Here is an 18,277-nt window from a genome sequence, read left to right as displayed (position 1 = left end):
TAGTAAAATTTAAAAACCAACGGCTTTGTTATCACCTCTTTTGTCTGCGCCACCTTCCAATTTTCCATTTGGAAGAATCAAAACCGCGTCGACTTCGCCAATGATTTCTTTGTTTTTTTCATTGATTAAATATCCTTTTTTCTTCAAATTAGTTAATAATTCTTTATCAAATGAATTCGGTTCAAAAGTAATTTCATCCGGTAGCCACTGATGATGAAAACGTGGCGCATTTACCGCTTCTTGCATGCTCATATCAAATTCATACACATTCAATATCGTTTGTAAAACCGATGTGATAATGGTGGAACCTCCCGGCGTACCTACAACCATGAACAGTTTATTGTCTTTTTCTACAATCGTTGGTGTCATGGAACTCAACATTCTTTTTCCGGGAGCAATGCTGTTAGCTTCACTTCCAGTCAATCCATATAAGTTTGGAACTCCTGGTTTGGCACTGAAATCATCCATTTGATTATTCAAAAAGAAACCCAATTCGTCGCAATATATTTTAGAACCATAATTATCATTTAAAGTGGTCGTTGCCGAAACTGCATTTCCTTTTGAATCTACAATAGAATAATGCGTAGTTTGGTTGCTTTCATATCCTTTGATTGTTCCATGGGCAATATCCGAGGATTTTGAAGCTGTATCGAATGAAAAATCATTCATTCTTTTTTCTAAATAGGATGGACTTAGTAATTCTTTTATAGGAAGTTTTACAAAATCTGGATCACCTAAAAAGTAATTCCTGTCGGCATAGGCTCTTCGTTCAGCTTCTGTAATTACTTGAATCGTTTTTACGCTGTTGTGTCCCATTTGTGAAAGGTTGAAAGGCTCAATCATTTTCATGATTTGATTCAAACAAATTCCGCCACTGCTTGGAGGTGACATAGAAGTGATTTTTAAATTTTTATACTGAAAAGTAATTGGAGTTCTCCATTTTGCATTATAACTGTTCAAATCTTCTAATGTGGCATTTCCGCCTTTTTTGGCAAGAAAAGCAACTAATTTTTGAGCCGTTTCTCCTTTGTAAAACTCCTCACGACCGTTTTGTGCAATTCGTTTTAATGTTGCTGCTAATGCTGAATATTTTATAGTGTCATTCTCTTTATATGCTCTAGAAAACAAACTATTCTTGCCATTGCTTTTGATAAAGGAAGCTCTGTAATAAGCCAAACTTTCGGCTTGAAATTTTGTGACAACAACACCTCTTTCGGCCAAGGCAATTACAGGTTTCAGAATTTCGCTTATGGGTAAAGAACCGTATTTTTTATGCACTTCAAATATTCCTGCAATGGTACCCGGAATTCCGGATGCCAAAGCAGTTTCTCTACTTTTGCCTTCCATTACATTTCCTTTTTCATCCAAAAACATATCTTTAGACGCTGCTAAAGGTGCTTTTTCTCTGTAATCGATAGCTCCAGTTTCACCATTTGCTTTTCTGAAAACCATGAAACCGCCACCGCCAATATTTCCTGCCTGTGGATGTGAAACTGCTAATGCCAGTTCCGTGGCAACCATCGCATCAAAAGCGTTTCCGCCTTTTTTCATGATTTCAACTCCAATTTGAGAGGCTTCTTCACGGGCTGAAACTACCATAGCTTTTGAAGTTACTAAACCTGTTGGTTCAACAGTTTTTTCATTCGATTTACAACCTAAAACGGCAAAGGCAAGCAGAAAAAGTATTTTTTTCATAAAGTGATTATTTTAGTATTCGAAAATAGGATTAATTCTTGAAAGAAATTGGTGAATTCCTCTTCAAATTCAGGATAAAATTCAGAAAGTTCATTAGTGGCAAATCGCATTTTAGATTCGTTTTTGGTACGTTGATCCATTTGCGTCAAAATCCGGTTAATTCCTTCAACGGTTTGATAACTCACCAGCCAGTTGTGTTCAATCATGTAAGGCATCATTCCCTTGGTTCTTTCCGAAAGATTAATATGGTTATCGTGCAGGGATTGATAAAATCGTGCTACAAAATCATCCAGTTTTTCATCAGAATATGTGTTCCAGTTTTTAGCCAAAAAATGATCGTAAAAAACATCCACAATTACACCTGCGTAATGATGGTATTTTTCATGAAGGCGTTTAGTACTTTTTCTAAAAATGGGATGAGCATCGGTAAAAGTATCAATGGCGCGGTGCAGAATGATTCCTTTTTGAATTTCTAAAGGATAACTTTCAAAATGTTTTCCACGAATTCCATCGGCCATAAAATTGCCAATTTTGATTAAATCATTGTCACCGGAAAGATAGATGTGTGCTAGAAAATTCATTCGCCTAATTTAGGAATTTAAATGGTGAATTTTGAATTCTAAATGACTTTTATAAACCGTCAATTATTATATTTGTGAGCAATTTAAAATTTATAATTCAAAAATTAAAATATTAATCAATGACTTTAATAAAATCAATATCGGGAATTCGTGGAACAATAGGAGGTAAAGTAGGTTATAACCTGACACCTGTTGATGCAGTTAAATTTGCTTCGGCGTATGGAACTTGGTTGAAAAAATATATTGGAAAAGAAAAAATTACTGTTGTTGTAGGTCGTGATGCCCGTATTTCGGGACCAATGATTCACAATTTGGTGGTAAATACTTTAATTGGTTTAGGAATTGATGTGATTGATTTGGGGCTTTCGACAACGCCAACTGTTGAAGTGGCCGTTCCGTTAGAAAAAGCCGAAGGCGGAATTATCCTCACTGCTTCGCACAATCCAAAACAATGGAATGCTTTGAAATTATTGAACGAAAAAGGAGAATTCCTGAATGGTGAAGAAGGACTAAAAATTCTTGAAATTGCAGAAGCGGAAGCTTTCGATTTCTCGGATGTGGATGATTTGGGAACCATTATGATTAACGATGCATACATGGATATTCATATTGATGAAGTCTTGAATTTGCCTTTGGTAGATGTTGATGCAGTAAAAGCAGCTAAATTTAAAGTGGTTGTTGATGGTGTAAACTCTTCTGGAGGAATTATTATCCCAAGATTACTGGAATTAATGGGCGTTGAAGTAGTAGAATTATACTGTGAGCCAAACGGACATTTTCCTCATAATCCAGAACCATTGAAAGAACATTTGACTGATATTTCAGAATTGGTAGTAAAAGAAAAAGCTGATTTAGGAATCGTAGTTGACCCTGATGTGGATCGTTTGGCTTTCATTTGCGAAGACGGTGAAATGTTTGGCGAAGAATATACTTTAGTGGCTTGCGCCGATTATGTATTGAGTAAAACACCGGGGAATACGGTTTCTAATATGTCGTCTTCCCGTGCGTTGCGTGATGTTACAAATGCACATAACGGAAGCTATGAAGCCAGTGCAGTAGGAGAGGTAAATGTAGTGGAATTGATGAAAAAGAATAATGCTGTGATAGGTGGTGAAGGAAACGGTGGAATCATTTATCCTGAATTGCATTATGGTCGTGATAGTTTGGTGGGAGTAGCGTTGTTTTTAACGCATTTGGCCAACAAAAAAATGACAGTTTCTGCTTTGCGTGCTTCGTATCCGGAATATTATATGAGCAAAAACAAAATCGAATTGACACCACAAATTGATGTTGATGCGATTCTAGTTGCCATGACGGAGAAATACAAAAATGAAGATATAACCACTATTGACGGTGTGAAAATTGATTTTGCTGAAAATTGGGTTCATTTAAGAAAATCGAATACTGAACCTATTATTCGTATTTATACTGAAGCGGCTTCACAAGAAAAAGCAGATGCTTTGGCATTACGAATCATTGACGAAATAAAAGCAATTGCCGGAATATAATTTCGCATTCATATATAAAAACAACCCTTTCAAATTCTATTTTGAAAGGGTTTTATTTTTTAGAATATAGTAAAATTGGAATTAAAAATTCACTCTAAAGCTTACATTTGGCGTTAAGCCCAGCGATTTATTATCTACTTGAATAGCATCATTAGAGTCATTTGGATTGACTTTGTAATAGCGATTGATATCATTATCTTGATTGGTAGCATTAATTACTCCGGCAGTAAACGAAGCTTTAATAGATTCAGATAGATTGAAATTATAATTTAAAGAAGCATCCAATCGCATGAAATTATCTAGGTTTTCACTGTTTGGTGAATCATAATTTACCATGGTGTTATTTCCGTTTTGAACGGTTTCATTTCCATCAATTGGTTTTGTATACGGCTGACCATTTCTCCAAATACCACCAACCGCTATTTTTAGGTTTTTAAGAATATCGTAATAAAAACCGAGCGATACAGAATGTCTTATATCTACATTATTAGGAAAAGTAGAAGGCGTAAAAGTATCAAATTCATAGTCATTTGTACTAAACGTATAACTTACCCAAACGCTGTATTGACGCGCTGTTTTATTGGCCAAAAATTCAAAACCTTTGGCGGTGTAACTTCCATTTGCATTATTAAACTGAAAGCTGTTGTAGAAACCCTGATTAGAAGCTGTGATGCCGTCAACTATCTTATAAAATCCTGTAGCTTCAATATTTAGTTTATTTTTATTGAATTCGACACCAAAAGAACCTTGTTTGCTCGTCGCAATCGGAATGTCTTTATCGTTTACTAAAACCCAACGTCTTTTTTCGACACCTAAAAAATCATCTTCAAAATCCACGATTTGCGTAGTGGATTGATTTTTGAATTCTCCTTCTAATTTTAAAGCAAATTGATCTGATAATTTTTGTCGAATGTTTATTCTTGGCTCGATCAAAAGCTTTTCGAATTTTTGAAAATAATTCAAACGCATTCCAACTCTTAAATACGTATTGTTTTTATTGTATTCCACCTCAGAAAATAAGGCGTGATTTAATAAAACATCTTTTTTAGTACTGGAATAAAACGGAGCGCTAACGGTGGTTTGGTTTAACATTCCCGTTTCATTGAATTGGTATCCAAACAAGAAATTTAGGTTGTGATTTGTTTTGTAATAGGTATTTAATTTTACTCCAGTTTCCTGTACTTCATTGGCTTCTGTCAAGCGCTGATCCGTTTCTACCCTGTAATCGTTAGCATCAATATTGTATCTGGAAAAGTAAGTAATGAAGTTTGAACTTAATTTTGAATTCCATTGTGCTTTCCAATTTCCGCCGTAACCAATATTTTTCTGGGATAAAGTACTGGTTTTGGATTGGGTTTCGTTTGAATTTGTGAGACGTTCCGAATAATCCAAAGCGTTATTGATACCAATAATATTTACTCTAAATTGATGTTTTTCATTCAAATCAAAAAGTAATTTAGCAGTATAATCATAAAAGTAGAAATCAGAAGACGTATCGTGCCGGTCGCTATCCGCATTGATTTCAGTGTCTTGAAAACTACGATCAAAGTATTTTGTGTACGTAGGCGATTTAAACAAATCAGTAATTGAGCGACGTCCTGAAATATGTAATTCTAATTTTTTAGTTATTGGAATTTCTAAAAAAGCATCGGCGCTAATGGAGTTAATTCCTGCGCCACCAGAAAAGGTATTGGTAACTAGATCTTTCGTGTACATATTAATTGTACTGGAAACGCCATCACTGTATTCAGAGCTTGTTCCGTTTTTACTGACGATAACTTTGTTGGTAAGATTGGGATTGTAAGCAGATATTAGCCCGAAGAAATGACCGGAATGATACATTTTGATATTGTCCCAAAGCACTAAATTCTGATCGTTAGTTCCACCGCGCACGTTGATATTAGCGATGCTTTCATTGGTACTTTCTACACCGGGAAGCGCTTGAACAGATTGCAAAATGTCAGGTTCGATTAATCCGGGAAGAATACCGAATTTTTTAGTGTTTAAAACGGTGCTTCCATCCAGGTATTTTTGTAATCCGGGCGTTAAATAAACATTTATCAAAACCTGATTCAATTCTTCGTTTTTTGTAGAAAGGACAATTTCTTTGCAATTATTTTGTGCCGAAAACAATTCGTTAGCCGAAAATTGTCTGGATTCAAAACCCACATAAGAAACAGTAAGCGTTGCATCTATTGGAATATTTGTGAAGCTAAATTTACCGTTTTCATCTGTGATTGTGCTTCTTCCAACGTTGTTTACCAGTACAGAAGCGCCAACTAAACGAGATTTTTTTTCATCGGATAAAACAGCTCCGCAAACCGATATTGTTTTGTTTAAAACAGAAACGGTAACATAGCGATCGTCTAAAGCTTTAAAGTTTAAAAGTGTTTTCGAGTTTAGATAATCAATTGTTTCTTGTAATGTAAAAGTAGTATTCGGTTTGTCAATTTTAATTGTGGCTACATCTTCAACTGCGTACGAAAACTTGATATTAAATTGTTTTTCTAGGGAAATAATAACGGCACTTAAAGGTGTTTTTTTAGTTGTATTTTGTCCGTAACAAATACTGCCAATACAAAGTAACAGAAAAATCAGCCATTTATTTAACACCATAGTTGTAAAATATAATGGTTTTGCCTTGAATCTTGTAACTTAATTTAAGCGGAATTGTTACTGCTTGAAGTGCTATTTCTTTATCAGTATGTGTAAAACTTCCCGTAAACAATTTTGAAGTATCAACACCTTCCACTTTAATTTTTATATCGTATTGACGTTCTAATTCTGCAATAACCTGATCTAAAGGAATCTTATTAAAGCTTGATTCTTGTTGAATCCACGAAGGATTTTGAGCGTTAAAATCTTCAACATTTTCGATAATTCCATTTATAACTCGGAAGGTTTTTCCGGGAGGTAGTTTAATGGTTTCGTTATTATATGTTACACTCACTAAACCTTCGTAACAATTTACTTCAAAATAGTTTTTGCGTTCTTTTACGTTAAATTGCGTCCCTAAAACGGTAACAACTCCCGCAGTTGTGTTTACACTAAAAGTTTGCCCTTTCTGAACTTTGAAAAAAGCTTCTCCTTCTAACGTTAAAGCTCTTTTGTCGGCCCATTTTTTTTCATTAAAACTTAATTTTGAAGCAGAGTTTAATATTACTTCAGAATTATCTGGTAACGTTACTGATTTTGTTTGCGCTATTTTGGTTTCAAAAGAGGTAATGTTATTAAAAAACAAGAAATAAGCAGAGGTTAACATAACGGCAAGAACTGCGGCTACTCTATAAAATGTTTTGAAGTTTAAAGTTCTTACTTTTGTTTTCTTTTTAGAATGGTTTCGGGCTTTAAAAGCTTCCAAAGCAGCGTGCGCATCTACTTTTGGAGCTTCCAATTGTGATGCATAATGAGCAATCTTTTCAAGTGTTTGCAAATCTTCAGATTGTTTTAAATCTTCAATTTCTTGGCTTGAAAGCTCATTATTTAACCATTTTAATATCTCTTTTTCGTTTTTCATTTTATATCTCTATGTTTATAAGACAACTAACTTTTAAATTACCCTACAGCTAAATGATTAATTATATATTTTCTATTTGAGCTTTTAAAATTTGGAGTGCTCCAGACATTCGTTTTTCTACCGTCTTTTGAGAAATATCGAGTAATTCAGCTATTTCCCGGTACTTTTTTCCCTCTATTCGATTCAATAAAAATACTTCTCGTTGCACTTGGCTTAATGATGCGATTGCTTTTGTGAGTTTTTGTTTGAATTCTTCTTCTTCGAATAAATATTCGGGGCTTTGATTATTCGTATCTAAGTTAGGCGCATCTTTAGCATACCTCAATACCACTTTTTGATGCTTTATGTTATTCAGGAATAAATTATTAATGCTGGTAAACAAATAGGTTTTGACTTTACTAAAATCAATTTTGGAACAATTCTCCCAAATTTTGGTAAACGCATCTTGCACCAAATCTAATGCAGCTTCATCATCACCACATTTGTAATACGCAAAATTATTTGCTGATTGCACGTGCTTTAAGTAAAAGTCTCTAAAGTGATTTTCTTCGCAAAGGGTACTTTTTTCGTCGCTCATGGAGTGTTAATTCATTTTTTGTAGGTTGTAAATGTAAATTATTTTTTCAAAAAGCAGTTGTGTAAATTATAATTGCTTTTTTATGAAAAATATTTTAAATTTTAATTTATTGATTTGTAGTATTTTATAAATTAATTTGTAAAATTTTATATTTTTTTTAAAATTTCCGTAGGGTAAAAATAAGCGTAGTTGTCTTACTAATAGAAAGGCGCTAAAAACATCGCTTGTAAATATAAAAATACATTAAATTTGAAAATTATGAAAAAATTAAAAATTGTTACAGGAATTGCATTGATGGCTATCTTAGGTTTTACATCATGCCAAAGTGAAATTGATGACGTACAAGGAGAAAATCCAAATACGAATTCGGCTAATTCAACTACAACAACTAACCTGAAACGTACTTCGATGTACGATGGTTCATTTGACGATTTCTTGGATGGAGCATCTTGTTCCTCTATTGTATTGCCAGCTACTGCAAAAGTTAACGGTGTTCAGGTTTCTATTCTAAGTCAATTAGACTATCAACAAGTTATTTCTATTTTTGGACAGCTTAACAATGATCAAGATACTGTTGTATTACAATTTCCTTTAAAAGTTAAATTAAGTAATTATACAGAGGTGACTGTTAATAATCAAACAGAGTATAATGCGATTCTTAATGCATGTACATCAGCAGAAGCTTCTAGTCAAGATGCTATTTCTTCAGTAAATATCAGCTTCCCAATTACAATTTTAACGTATAATTTAAGTTTACAACAAACAGGAAGTGTTGTCATCACATCCGAACAACAATTATATGCGTATATGTCTAATGTAAGTAGCACGGAATTATTTTCAGTAAACTATCCAATTTCAGTGACAATTGCGGACGGAACAAAAATGACGATTTCCAGTGACGCTGAATTGCAAGCAGCCATCAGTGCATCTTTAAAAACAGAAGCAGCGATAGCAGCAGCTGTTCAAAACGGAAAAAAGTTAGAAACGATTTTAGTTAATGGAAAGTTTAAGGTAGATTCCTATATAAATGCAGGAGTAAATTCAGCAACGAGTTATAAAGATTTCACGATTGATTTTGCAAATAATTTATCGATAACTGCTGTAAATCTTGTGAATACAACTGTAAATGGAACTTATGCGGTAAGCTCGGAATTAGATGTTTTTCTAAAACTAAATTTTTCAGGGAATGCTTCATTTACTTTATTGAATAATTCATGGAAAGTAACAAGTTTTACTGCTTCGACAATCACATTACAAAGCTCTACTAATGCAGCAGTAACATTAGTATTGAAACAAATATAGCTGGATTTAAGTTGGTAGTTTAGTAAGAACAGCTGCCTAAAATAGTGTAGCTGTTCTTATATAAATAAACTTAATAATAAATATAATAATGAAAAAAGTAATTTCTCTACTAACGATTGGTTTGTTCCTCTCAGTAGCATCCTGTTCAAAAGAAGATGATCCTTTAGATAATCCAGTTGCAGTAAATCCCAACACGAATAAACAGCAAACGGGAAGTTCTTCGAACGATTTGTTATCTGATAAAAAGTTCAAAAGTATGGTTATTGAAGTGGTGTATGTAGCGGGTTTTGAACCAAGCAGTACTGCTATCAATAATTTTGTAAACTTTCTTACAGCAAGAACATATAAACCAAACGGCATTAGTGTTATAAAACGTTCCATACCATCTCCAGGGGTTTCGCCTTATACGAATGAGGAGATTGTAAGTATTGAAGATGCGAACAGAACAAAATACAACACTTCGGATCAAATAGCGGTTTGGGCATTTTTCACTGATGGGAAATCTTCAAAAGACACTGATACATCAGTTATTCTTGGAACGGCTTATAGAAATACTTCTTTTGTTATTTACGAACAAACTATTCATAGTTTGAGTGACAGTCCATTTGAACCAAACAGAAGTTTATTAGAAACAACAGTTATTACCCATGAATTTGGACATATATTAGGATTGACAAATCTTGGTACAGCCTTGCAAAGCAATCACGAAGATGCAGAACATCCAAAACATTGTATTGAAAAAACATGTTTAATGTATTGGTCTTCAGAAACAGGAGGCGGTATTTCTAATATGGTTTCAGGTGGTGCAGCTCCACAATTAGATGCGCAATGTATTGCAGATCTTCGTGCCAATGGAGGGAAATAAAAGTAGAATTTGATTAATCAAAAACAAAAAAGATGAAAATAAAACAGATAACAATAGCTTTACTCTTTGGTGTAATAACATCAATGAATGCACAGGACAATACTATTCCTAAATCGAATGGAGGAATAAAAGGAGGTTATAATTTAGCAGCCGTAAGTTTTGACGGAGATGGAGAAACGGAGCAACGACATGGTTTTCATATAGGAGTTTATGGCGAGTCCTTTATTAGCGAAAGCTTTTCTATTCAACCTGAATTAATGTATTCGCAACAAGGATACGAAATAACAAATAGCAGTGGGACTTTTACCCAAAAATTAGATTACATAAACTTACCATTAATGCTAAAAGCGTATCCTTCTAAAAATTTCTTTTTGGAAGCGGGTCCACAAATTGGATTAGCAGTTTCGCACAAAGAAGAATACGATGGACTTTTTAGCGGTTCACAAGAATATGATCCTAATAATTTTGATTGGGGAATGAACTTTGGAGGAGGATTTAAAACGGATTCAGGTATTAGTTTAGGAGTGCGCTATCATTTAGGTTTAGGAGATTTATACGATGAAGGTAAAGCTCAAAACAGAGTGCTGCAATTCTCATTAGGATTTGATTTATAATCGTAAATAATTATCAAAAGCAGAATGCCCAAGAAAATTTCTTGGGCATTTTTTTATGTGTTTTCGAAAGTGAAATTTCTGATTTATCTTTTAAAAAGACACTTTGTAAATTATTCCTGCGGTGAATTCCCGAGTTAATCCGTCAGGGCGAACTTCTCGAACTACAAATGGTGTGGCTAAAGATAATTCGATACTGTTTTTAGTATTAATGGCATACGCACCAATTATATTTCCGTTAATGGTCAATCCATCAGAGTTTTGTATCGTTTCTCTATTTCCAAAAGCATTCTCAAAACTATCTTCTCCTAGATGATAAATGAATAATATATTGGGTTTAAAAGTGAACTTTTTATTAGAAGTTTGAAACGTATATGTTGTTCGAAACAAAGCATCTGATTTTCTTTCGAATAAATTAGTGGAAGGAAAATCATCCGTATCAGAAAACTCCTTGAAATACGAATTTTTATTGTTATTGAAAACGGGAATTTGGACTGCCGTATTAAAATCCCATTTTTTATAGTTAAGATTCAATCCTGCAATCAAATCAAAAGTTCCTAAACTGGATTGATAGTCTAAAGGAAGAGAAAACTCATTTATTTTCAGATTTGAACTCGTAAAAGGTATTTTAAAACCCACAAGTGAACTCCATTGTGTATTTGTTTTTGGTTTCCAATTGTAATTTCCTATCAAATAGGCATCACCAAAAGCACCTCGTTGGCCAAAGCTTCCACTAGCAACGGAATATGTGATTTTAGAACTTAACGACAATCGTTCGTTTATAGTTCTGGTATAGGTGATGTAAGGTGAAAAATAAGTGACATCAGCTTCGCCTGCACCAAAAATACTTCCTACTTCAATTCCGTTTTTTAATTCCTTATCTGTAGTTTGAAAACCGTTTCCTATGGAACAAATTCCGGCATCGCTGCAGCCTTGCGCAAACGAGTTAGAGCATATTCCAATAGCGATGATTAGCAGTAGTTTTTTCATAAATCAGATTTTAATTTTGAGATAATTGCGCCACTGCAAAAAGATGACTGTATTGTTGACAGTGAATCAGTACATATTTATAGGCAGAAACATTAACCTGAGTTGGAATTGCATACACTGTGGAAGATGTCAAATTTCCCAGATTCACAAAATCTGTAGGTGTGGCATTTTTAGACAGGTATACTTTCAAATCGGGACCACTGGAAACACTGAAATCTTCCAATCGAACTTCATTTTGATTTCCATTCAAATAAATTTTAGCTGAACCGGTAACTTTAATTCCTGAGGTTGGCATGAAATTACCGGTAGCCACAGGAGGAGTATTATCAGGAATTGGAGTGCTTAACTCAGCATCACGGGTCAAATCGCCTTCAACTTCACAAGAAATAAAAAGCAAGAAAATAGGTAGTAGAAAAACAATTTTTTTCATGGCTAAAATGTTTTTTAATTCGTTAATCAAATATAAACCGAATGAAAATCACAGTTTGTCAGCTACTTTACATTTAGACCATGTTTATAAATTTATTTAAAAATCAGTATTAACAAAATTTGAAAAAGACTATTTAGTAAAAATCAATATCTTTGAACTCAAATTAGACATACAATGATTACCAAAGAAGCGCCAACACAATTAGAGCAATACTTTCAGCAGTTTCGCGATAACATAATCGGAATAGATCAAGGGTTTGAATCTCCTTACGGTCACAAACAAATTATTTACACGGATTGGACAGCCAGTGGTCGTTTGTATCGTCCTATTGAAGAAAAATTAATGAATCAATTTGGTCCTTTTGTGGCCAATACCCATACAGAAACTACGGTTTCCGGGACTGCAATGACTAAAGCGTATCATCAGGCGCGTCACATTATTAAACATCATGTGAATGCAAGTGCTGACGATGTTCTGATTACCGATGGTACTGGAATGACTGGAGTTGTGAATAAATTCCAACGAATCTTAGGTTTAAAAGTACCCGAAAACTTAAAAAATTTCATCACTATTCCAGCCGAAAAGAAACCAATTGTTTTTATTTCGCACATGGAACACCATTCTAATCAAACGTCTTGGCTAGAAACTATTGCCGATGTTGAGGTTATTCCTTCTTCGGAAGATGGATTGTTCAGCATAGAAAACCTGGAATTATTATTGGAAAAATATAAAGAAAGACCTTTTAAAATTGCTTCGATTACATCGTGTTCGAATGTTACGGGAATTAGAACTCCGTATCATGAAGTGGCAAAAATAATGCATCAAAACAACGGACTTTGTTTCGTAGACTTTGCTTGTTCAGGTCCTTATGTAAAAATTGATATGCATCCTGAAGATGCCGAAAGTTATTTGGATGCCATTTTCTTTTCACCGCATAAATTCCTTGGCGGACCCGGGACTTGTGGCGTTTTAGTTTTTAATAAAAAATTATATCAAAATTTAGTTCCTGATAATCCGGGTGGAGGAACGGTAAGTTGGACGAATCCTTGGGGAGAACATAAGTACATTGATAATATCGAAGATAGGGAAGATGGCGGTACTCCGGGTTTTCTTCAGGTAATTAAAACAGCATTGGCGATTCAGTTGAAAGAGCAAATGGGAATTGAAAATATCTTGAAAAGAGAGCACGAAATAGTGGATTATATTTTCTCAGAATTAGGAACTATTTCCAATATTAAAATTCTTGCTGGACAACATCATGATAGGTTAGGAGTGATTTCTTTCTTTGTGGAAGATTTGCATTTTAACTTAGGCGTGAAATTACTGAATGATAAATTCGGAATTCAAACTCGTGGCGGTTGCAGTTGTGCTGGAACTTACGGTCACTTTTTATTACACGTAGATCAAGAAACATCCCATAAATTAATTGATGAAATTAGTCTTGGAGATCTAATCAGAAAACCGGGTTGGATTAGAATGTCGATTCATCCTACAACTACAAATGCTGAAATTGAATTTGTTTGTAACGGAATAAAAGCATTGGCTGAAAACCATAAAACATGGGCTTTGGATTATGATTATAATTCGGCGACTAATGAATTTGTAAATAAGAACGCGCAACCTTTAGAGGATGAATTAGTAAAAAACTGGTTTTCTATATAAAAGTTGAAGCTTTAATAAACTAAAAAATCCCACATTATAAACAATAGCATTTATAATGTGGGATTTTTATTTTTACTGAAAACACTAATTATTATCTCCTGTGTTTCCATCTTTTATGCGTCCAGAAATAATATTCAGGAGCTTCCAGAATTTGTTTTTCTACTTCTCGTAAAAAGGTGTTGGTAATTTCAAAATCAGGAATTGATCTGGGATTATCTGTAATGGGAACAAAAGTAGCTTCATAAAAACCTCTTTTTACTTTTTTTACTTTTACAAAAAGAACAGTCAAATCGTATTTTTTGGCAAGCATTTCGGCACCTGTATGAACGGGAACTTCTACACCCATGAATTTATCCCAATGAAAAGCTCTGTTTAATTTAGGAGATTGATCGCTGGCAAGTCCGTACATGCTGAGAATTCCATTTTTTTGGTTTTCGGCCATCAACGGAATCGCTTTTTTAGTTTCTACTAATTCAGCGTTGTATTTGGATCGAATGTCTCGTATTAGTTTATCAAAATATTTATTGGCAATTTTTTTATAAACGCCTATTCCTTTAAAATTTGTTTTTGCATTGAAAGATAATAACCACTCCCAACTCGCATAATGAGAGGCTAATAAAACGGTGCTTTTGTTTTTATTCTCGAATTCTTTTACCAATTCGATATTGGTAATCACAAATCTTTTATTCATCTCATCAGCTGAAATAGTCATCGTTTTAATCATTTCCAAAAACATATCACACAAATGGTGGTACGATTTTTTCTCGATTACAAGACGTTCCTTGTCACTAAGATGAGGTAATGCCAGAGCTAAATTTTCCTTTACAGTTTTTTTGCGGTAGCCAATGATATAATAAACAATTACATAGATGAAGTCAGAAAACCAATAGAAAATCCGGAATGGGAGAATGGAAATAATCCATAAAAACGGAAAAGTTAAGATAAAAACAAGAAATTGCATGCCGTTATTTTTCTTGCAAATATAAGCCAAAAATATAGACTGATATAAATTTTGACAGCTTACTGTATCGGTATTTGAGAATGACTATCTTTACAATTCACAATAAATATACTTTATGAATACCGTTTTAATAGCAATAATTGTAGTAAATGTTTTAATTAGTTACAAAGGGTTTAATGACCTTTCTTTTTTTAGAAAATATGAGTTCCATGTTGGAAGTATTCGTTCAGGAGAACAAATTAGGATGTTATCCTCTGGTTTTCTTCATGCAGATATGACCCATTTGATTTTTAATATGCTGACACTTTGGTTTTTTGCTCCGGTTGTCATAAGTTATTTGGGTGATTTTTCCTTTATATTGGTTTATTTCGGGAGTTTGATTTTTGGAAGTTTACTGACCATGGTTTTTCATAAAAATGATTATGGTTACAGAGCTGTAGGAGCATCTGGAGCAGTAACGGGAGTTTTATATTCGGCAATATTATTGCAGCCAGACATGATGTTGGGAATCTTTTTTGTTATTCCAATGCCTGCATACATTTTTGGAATCCTTTATTTATTGTATTCTATTTACGGAATGAAGGCTAAGAATGATAATATTGGTCATACTGCCCATTTTGGAGGTGCTGTAGGAGGTTATTTGATTACTTTACTAAAAGAACCTACTTTGTTAGTAGATCATACTTTAATGGTGATATTATTAGCTATTCCAATAGTCATTCTTTTCGTGATGGAAAAAATGGGAAAATTATAATGGCACAACTTTTGAAAAGGAATTAGTACAAACAATTAAATTATATAAAAATGAAAAAAGCACTATTAATTCTGTCTGTTCTATTTATTTCGATGTCTTATGGACAAGAAATTAAGCAAGTTCCTCAAATAAATGTAAGTGGAGAAGGAAAAGTAAAAGTTATTCCGGATCAGGCTACAATAGCAGTAACAGTTGAAACAAAAGGGAATAATGCCAAAGATGTAAAAAAACAAAATGATGAAAAGATAGATGCTGTTCTAAAGTTTATCAAAAAAATGAATTTGGCGCCGGCAGATTATAAGACGCAACGTGTTTCATTGAATCCACAATACGATTATGAAAAAAAGAAACACAGTTATAATGCTACTCAAACAATTGAAATTCTATTGAGAGATTTATCTAAATATGATGAATTGATGGAAGGTTTGGTAGATCAAGGAATTAATAGAATTGATGCGGTAACATTCCAATCTTCAAAATTAGCACAATATCAATCTGAAGCTAGAAAATTAGCGATGAAAGATGCAAAATTGAAAGCCGAAGATTATGTTTCTGTTTTAGGACAAAAAGTAGGGCGTGCCATGACTATATCTGATAATTCACAAACCTATTATCCGCAACCGATGTATGCAGCAATGAAAACAATGGAAAGTAGTGATGCTAGTGCTCCAAGAGAAACGTTAGCGGTAGGAGAGATCAATATTACGGCTAATGTGACAGTGAGTTTTATTTTAGAATAAAGAAGCTAAAAATTATATTTTAAAATCCCATCTCAGATAAAATGAGATGGGATTTTTTTGAATCAACTATATCCTAAGTGTGATAAGAGTATCAATTAGTGTAAATAAAAAACTCTTCAATTGCTTGAAGAGTTTTCGTGGGGAGAGCAGTCCCGAAGCTTCGGGAGAACCTGCTAAATTGTTTGCAAAAAAAAACGTTTCAATTGCTTGAAACGTTTTAGTGGGGAGAGCAGGATTCGAACCATCTTGCTAATCCGTTGATATATAACGCATTGTGTTATTTTGAAAAACAGGGTCTCGATTTTGCATCTGAACTGCAAAAAACATCTAATCTTATGATGTAAATTTAATGATTATTGAGAATGTTACCAAATTATTACCTTGAAAATCATACTAAATTTTGAACTAGTTTTGATTGGTTTCGAAGGGATTACAGACTTTTAGCTGTTCAATTGTTATCCAACTATACATCGCACCACATGTTCGATTTTAAGCCCTGTATACTCACAAAATTCCTCTATCGCGATTAACTGATAAGGTTCTTTATTTAGATGTTTTTTTATCTTCAATAAATATAATCTTGCCTGAGCATATTCTTTTCCCATGATGCGCTGCACGTCTTTTGGATATATACATACCCTCGTGTTGCTTGGTATCACTTTTTTAAGTTTTAATGCTTTAACTATGCCTTTGACTAGGGTTTGCCTAACCTTTGGGAGTTATTACAAATCTAAATAATTTCTGATAAATATCGCATGTTATTTTAGTCGATTTTATATGTTTTTATTTGGTTTCTAATGTCTTGTGTTTGAATTGTGATTTTAATACCTGAAACTTTGTTTAAATCATTTGGGATTTAGTTGCAACGATTATCGAAATGAAAGTGAAATATGAAAACGATTATTAATCAAAAAAGTTAAGGAATTATGGCAAGACAGAAAGGCATAATCAAATTAAAAGGTACAATCGGAGATATTACTTTTTACAAAACGCAAGATGGTCATTTGGCAAGAGAAAAAGGCGGTATTGACGCCAATAGAATTGCCAATGATCCAGCGTTTCAAAGAACGCGTGAGAACGGATCCGAATTTGGTAGAGCAGGGAAGGCCGGTAAAATTTTAAGAACGGCATTGAGAGCTGTTTTAATAAATTCAGCTGATGGAAGAATGGTAAGTCGATTGACGCAACAAATGATTAAAGTTATTCAAGCTGACGCTGTAAGTGTGAGAGGATTGCGAAATGTTCTTGATGGTGAAGCGGAACTTTTAGCGGGGTTTGAATTCAATATTAGAGGTAAACTAGGCACCAGTTTATTTGCTCCTTTTGTTGCATCAATTGATCGTGTTGCTGGTGATATTATTGTTGATTTAGTTTCATTTATCCCATCGAAAATGATTGCTGCACCAAGTGGAACTACCCATTTTAAAGTTATTTCAGCTGGGGCAGAAATTGATTTTGAAGCAGAAACTTTTGTAGTTTCAAATTCAGAAAGTGACATTGTACCTTGGGATATAAACCCGTCGGAAGCTATAAACCATTCCAATCCGGTTACTCCGGCAAGTACAAAGCCTTTGTTTTTGGCTTTGGGTATTGAGTTTTACCAAGAGGTGAATGGGCAAATGTATCCATTAAAAAATGGCTCTTACAACCCATTATCAATTGTGAAAGTAGATAGTGGCGTATAATGGTTATCAGGATAACCAGAACTTATTTCCCCGATGGAACTAATGGGAAACTCGAATGCGAGGGTAAATTCATTTGTAATACCATTGAATTACCTTGGAAGGATAACGAAACGAAGGTTTCCTGCATTCCAGAAGGGAAATATTTTATAAAAAAGCGATATAGTAAAAAATTCCAGTGGCATTTGGAGATTTTGGATGTAGAAAATAGAAGTTTGATTTTATTTCATCCTGCCAATAATGCTCAAAAAGAATTAAATGGATGTATTGCTACAGTAACTAAAATTTCTGGACCTGGTTTAGGTTTAATGTCTCGAAAATCTTTTAAAAAGTTAAAAGATTTAGTCTATAAATCATTAGAGACCAGAGAAAGTATAGGATTGATTGTTTCATCTTAAAAAT

17 protein-coding genes are annotated in these 18,277 nt (G+C 33.8%); 9 read left to right on the top strand and 8 right to left on the bottom strand.

What is annotated here, in order from left to right; genetic code table 11:
- Positions 1–9 precede the first annotated feature (9 nt).
- On the bottom strand, positions 10–1,695 hold the full coding sequence (ggt, locus tag C8C87_RS07845; RefSeq protein WP_121342203.1) for a gamma-glutamyltransferase: 1,686 nt from the start codon (positions 1,693–1,695) through the stop codon (positions 10–12).
- A complete protein-coding gene (locus tag C8C87_RS07840; RefSeq protein WP_121342202.1) occupies positions 1,692–2,276 on the bottom strand; it encodes an ACP phosphodiesterase in 585 nt (194 codons plus the stop codon). The genes ggt and C8C87_RS07840 overlap by 4 nt, the downstream gene beginning before the upstream one ends.
- A gap of 119 nt (positions 2,277–2,395) precedes the next feature.
- Here C8C87_RS07840 and glmM point away from each other — a divergent pair, with 119 nt between their 5' ends.
- Positions 2,396–3,784, top strand: coding sequence for a phosphoglucosamine mutase (glmM, locus tag C8C87_RS07835; RefSeq protein WP_121342201.1), 1,389 nt, complete (start codon positions 2,396–2,398; stop codon positions 3,782–3,784).
- 81 nt (positions 3,785–3,865) lie between these two features.
- On the opposite strand, the gene C8C87_RS07830 is transcribed toward glmM, so the two are convergent.
- From C8C87_RS07830 to C8C87_RS07820, 3 genes are all read right to left on the bottom strand, one after another.
- Positions 3,866–6,400 carry a carboxypeptidase-like regulatory domain-containing protein gene (locus C8C87_RS07830; RefSeq protein ID WP_121342200.1) on the bottom strand — a complete coding sequence of 845 codons (2,535 nt, stop codon included), beginning with the start codon at positions 6,398–6,400 and terminating at the stop codon, positions 3,866–3,868.
- Positions 6,387–7,301, bottom strand: a complete 915-nt coding sequence (locus tag C8C87_RS07825; RefSeq protein ID WP_121342199.1) for a FecR family protein — start codon at positions 7,299–7,301, stop codon at positions 6,387–6,389. Before C8C87_RS07825 ends, C8C87_RS07830 begins: the two co-directional genes overlap by 14 nt.
- 61 nt (positions 7,302–7,362) lie before the next feature.
- Complete coding sequence (locus C8C87_RS07820; RefSeq protein WP_121342198.1) at positions 7,363–7,878, bottom strand: RNA polymerase sigma factor; 516 nt, start codon at positions 7,876–7,878, stop codon at positions 7,363–7,365.
- Between the two features lie 258 nt (positions 7,879–8,136).
- Between C8C87_RS07820 and C8C87_RS07815 the strand changes: the two genes are divergently transcribed.
- From C8C87_RS07815 to C8C87_RS07805, 3 genes are all read left to right on the top strand, one after another.
- The gene (locus tag C8C87_RS07815; protein ID WP_099715339.1) at positions 8,137–9,180 is read left to right on the top strand and encodes a hypothetical protein; all 1,044 of its coding nucleotides are present in this window, start codon (positions 8,137–8,139) and stop codon (positions 9,178–9,180) included.
- An 88-nt stretch (positions 9,181–9,268) separates the two neighbouring features.
- Complete coding sequence (locus C8C87_RS07810) at positions 9,269–10,045, top strand: membrane metalloprotease (RefSeq protein WP_099715340.1); 777 nt, start codon at positions 9,269–9,271, stop codon at positions 10,043–10,045.
- 32 nt (positions 10,046–10,077) lie between these two features.
- Positions 10,078–10,659 (top strand): porin family protein, encoded by a 582-nt coding sequence (locus C8C87_RS07805; RefSeq protein WP_099715341.1) that lies wholly within the window; start codon positions 10,078–10,080, stop codon positions 10,657–10,659.
- A gap of 90 nt (positions 10,660–10,749) precedes the next feature.
- Here C8C87_RS07805 and C8C87_RS07800 read toward each other — a convergent pair whose 3' ends face one another.
- A complete protein-coding gene (locus tag C8C87_RS07800; protein WP_121342197.1) occupies positions 10,750–11,646 on the bottom strand; it encodes a hypothetical protein in 897 nt (298 codons plus the stop codon).
- A gap of 10 nt (positions 11,647–11,656) precedes the next feature.
- Positions 11,657–12,076 (bottom strand): DM13 domain-containing protein, encoded by a 420-nt coding sequence (locus C8C87_RS07795; RefSeq protein WP_121343329.1) that lies wholly within the window; start codon positions 12,074–12,076, stop codon positions 11,657–11,659.
- A gap of 174 nt (positions 12,077–12,250) precedes the next feature.
- Here C8C87_RS07795 and C8C87_RS07790 point away from each other — a divergent pair, with 174 nt between their 5' ends.
- Positions 12,251–13,738 carry an aminotransferase class V-fold PLP-dependent enzyme gene (locus C8C87_RS07790; RefSeq protein WP_121342196.1) on the top strand — a complete coding sequence of 496 codons (1,488 nt, stop codon included), beginning with the start codon at positions 12,251–12,253 and terminating at the stop codon, positions 13,736–13,738.
- A 91-nt stretch (positions 13,739–13,829) separates the two neighbouring features.
- Here the strand turns inward: C8C87_RS07790 and C8C87_RS07785 are convergent, their stop codons facing one another.
- Positions 13,830–14,699 carry a lysophospholipid acyltransferase family protein gene (locus tag C8C87_RS07785; protein ID WP_121342195.1) on the bottom strand — a complete coding sequence of 290 codons (870 nt, stop codon included), beginning with the start codon at positions 14,697–14,699 and terminating at the stop codon, positions 13,830–13,832.
- A gap of 115 nt (positions 14,700–14,814) precedes the next feature.
- Between C8C87_RS07785 and C8C87_RS07780 the strand changes: the two genes are divergently transcribed.
- The 4 genes from C8C87_RS07780 to C8C87_RS07760 all read left to right on the top strand — a co-directional run bounded on the left by C8C87_RS07780 (position 14,815) and on the right by C8C87_RS07760 (position 18,273).
- Positions 14,815–15,453 carry a rhomboid family intramembrane serine protease gene (locus tag C8C87_RS07780; protein WP_099715345.1) on the top strand — a complete coding sequence of 213 codons (639 nt, stop codon included), beginning with the start codon at positions 14,815–14,817 and terminating at the stop codon, positions 15,451–15,453.
- A 50-nt stretch (positions 15,454–15,503) separates the two neighbouring features.
- Complete coding sequence (locus C8C87_RS07775; protein ID WP_121342194.1) at positions 15,504–16,193, top strand: SIMPL domain-containing protein; 690 nt, start codon at positions 15,504–15,506, stop codon at positions 16,191–16,193.
- Between the two features lie 926 nt (positions 16,194–17,119).
- Complete coding sequence (locus C8C87_RS07765; protein ID WP_121342193.1) at positions 17,120–17,878, top strand: hypothetical protein; 759 nt, start codon at positions 17,120–17,122, stop codon at positions 17,876–17,878.
- On the top strand, positions 17,878–18,273 hold the full coding sequence (locus C8C87_RS07760) for a DUF5675 family protein (RefSeq protein WP_121342192.1): 396 nt from the start codon (positions 17,878–17,880) through the stop codon (positions 18,271–18,273). Before C8C87_RS07765 ends, C8C87_RS07760 begins: the two co-directional genes overlap by 1 nt.
- Positions 18,274–18,277 lie beyond the last annotated feature (4 nt).

This window comes from Flavobacterium sp. 120 (assembly GCF_003633605.1).
GTDB lineage: Bacteria > Bacteroidota > Bacteroidia > Flavobacteriales > Flavobacteriaceae > Flavobacterium > Flavobacterium algoritolerans.
Note: the sequence above shows the minus strand (reverse complement) of the source record. Positions and strands in the feature narration are given on the sequence as shown.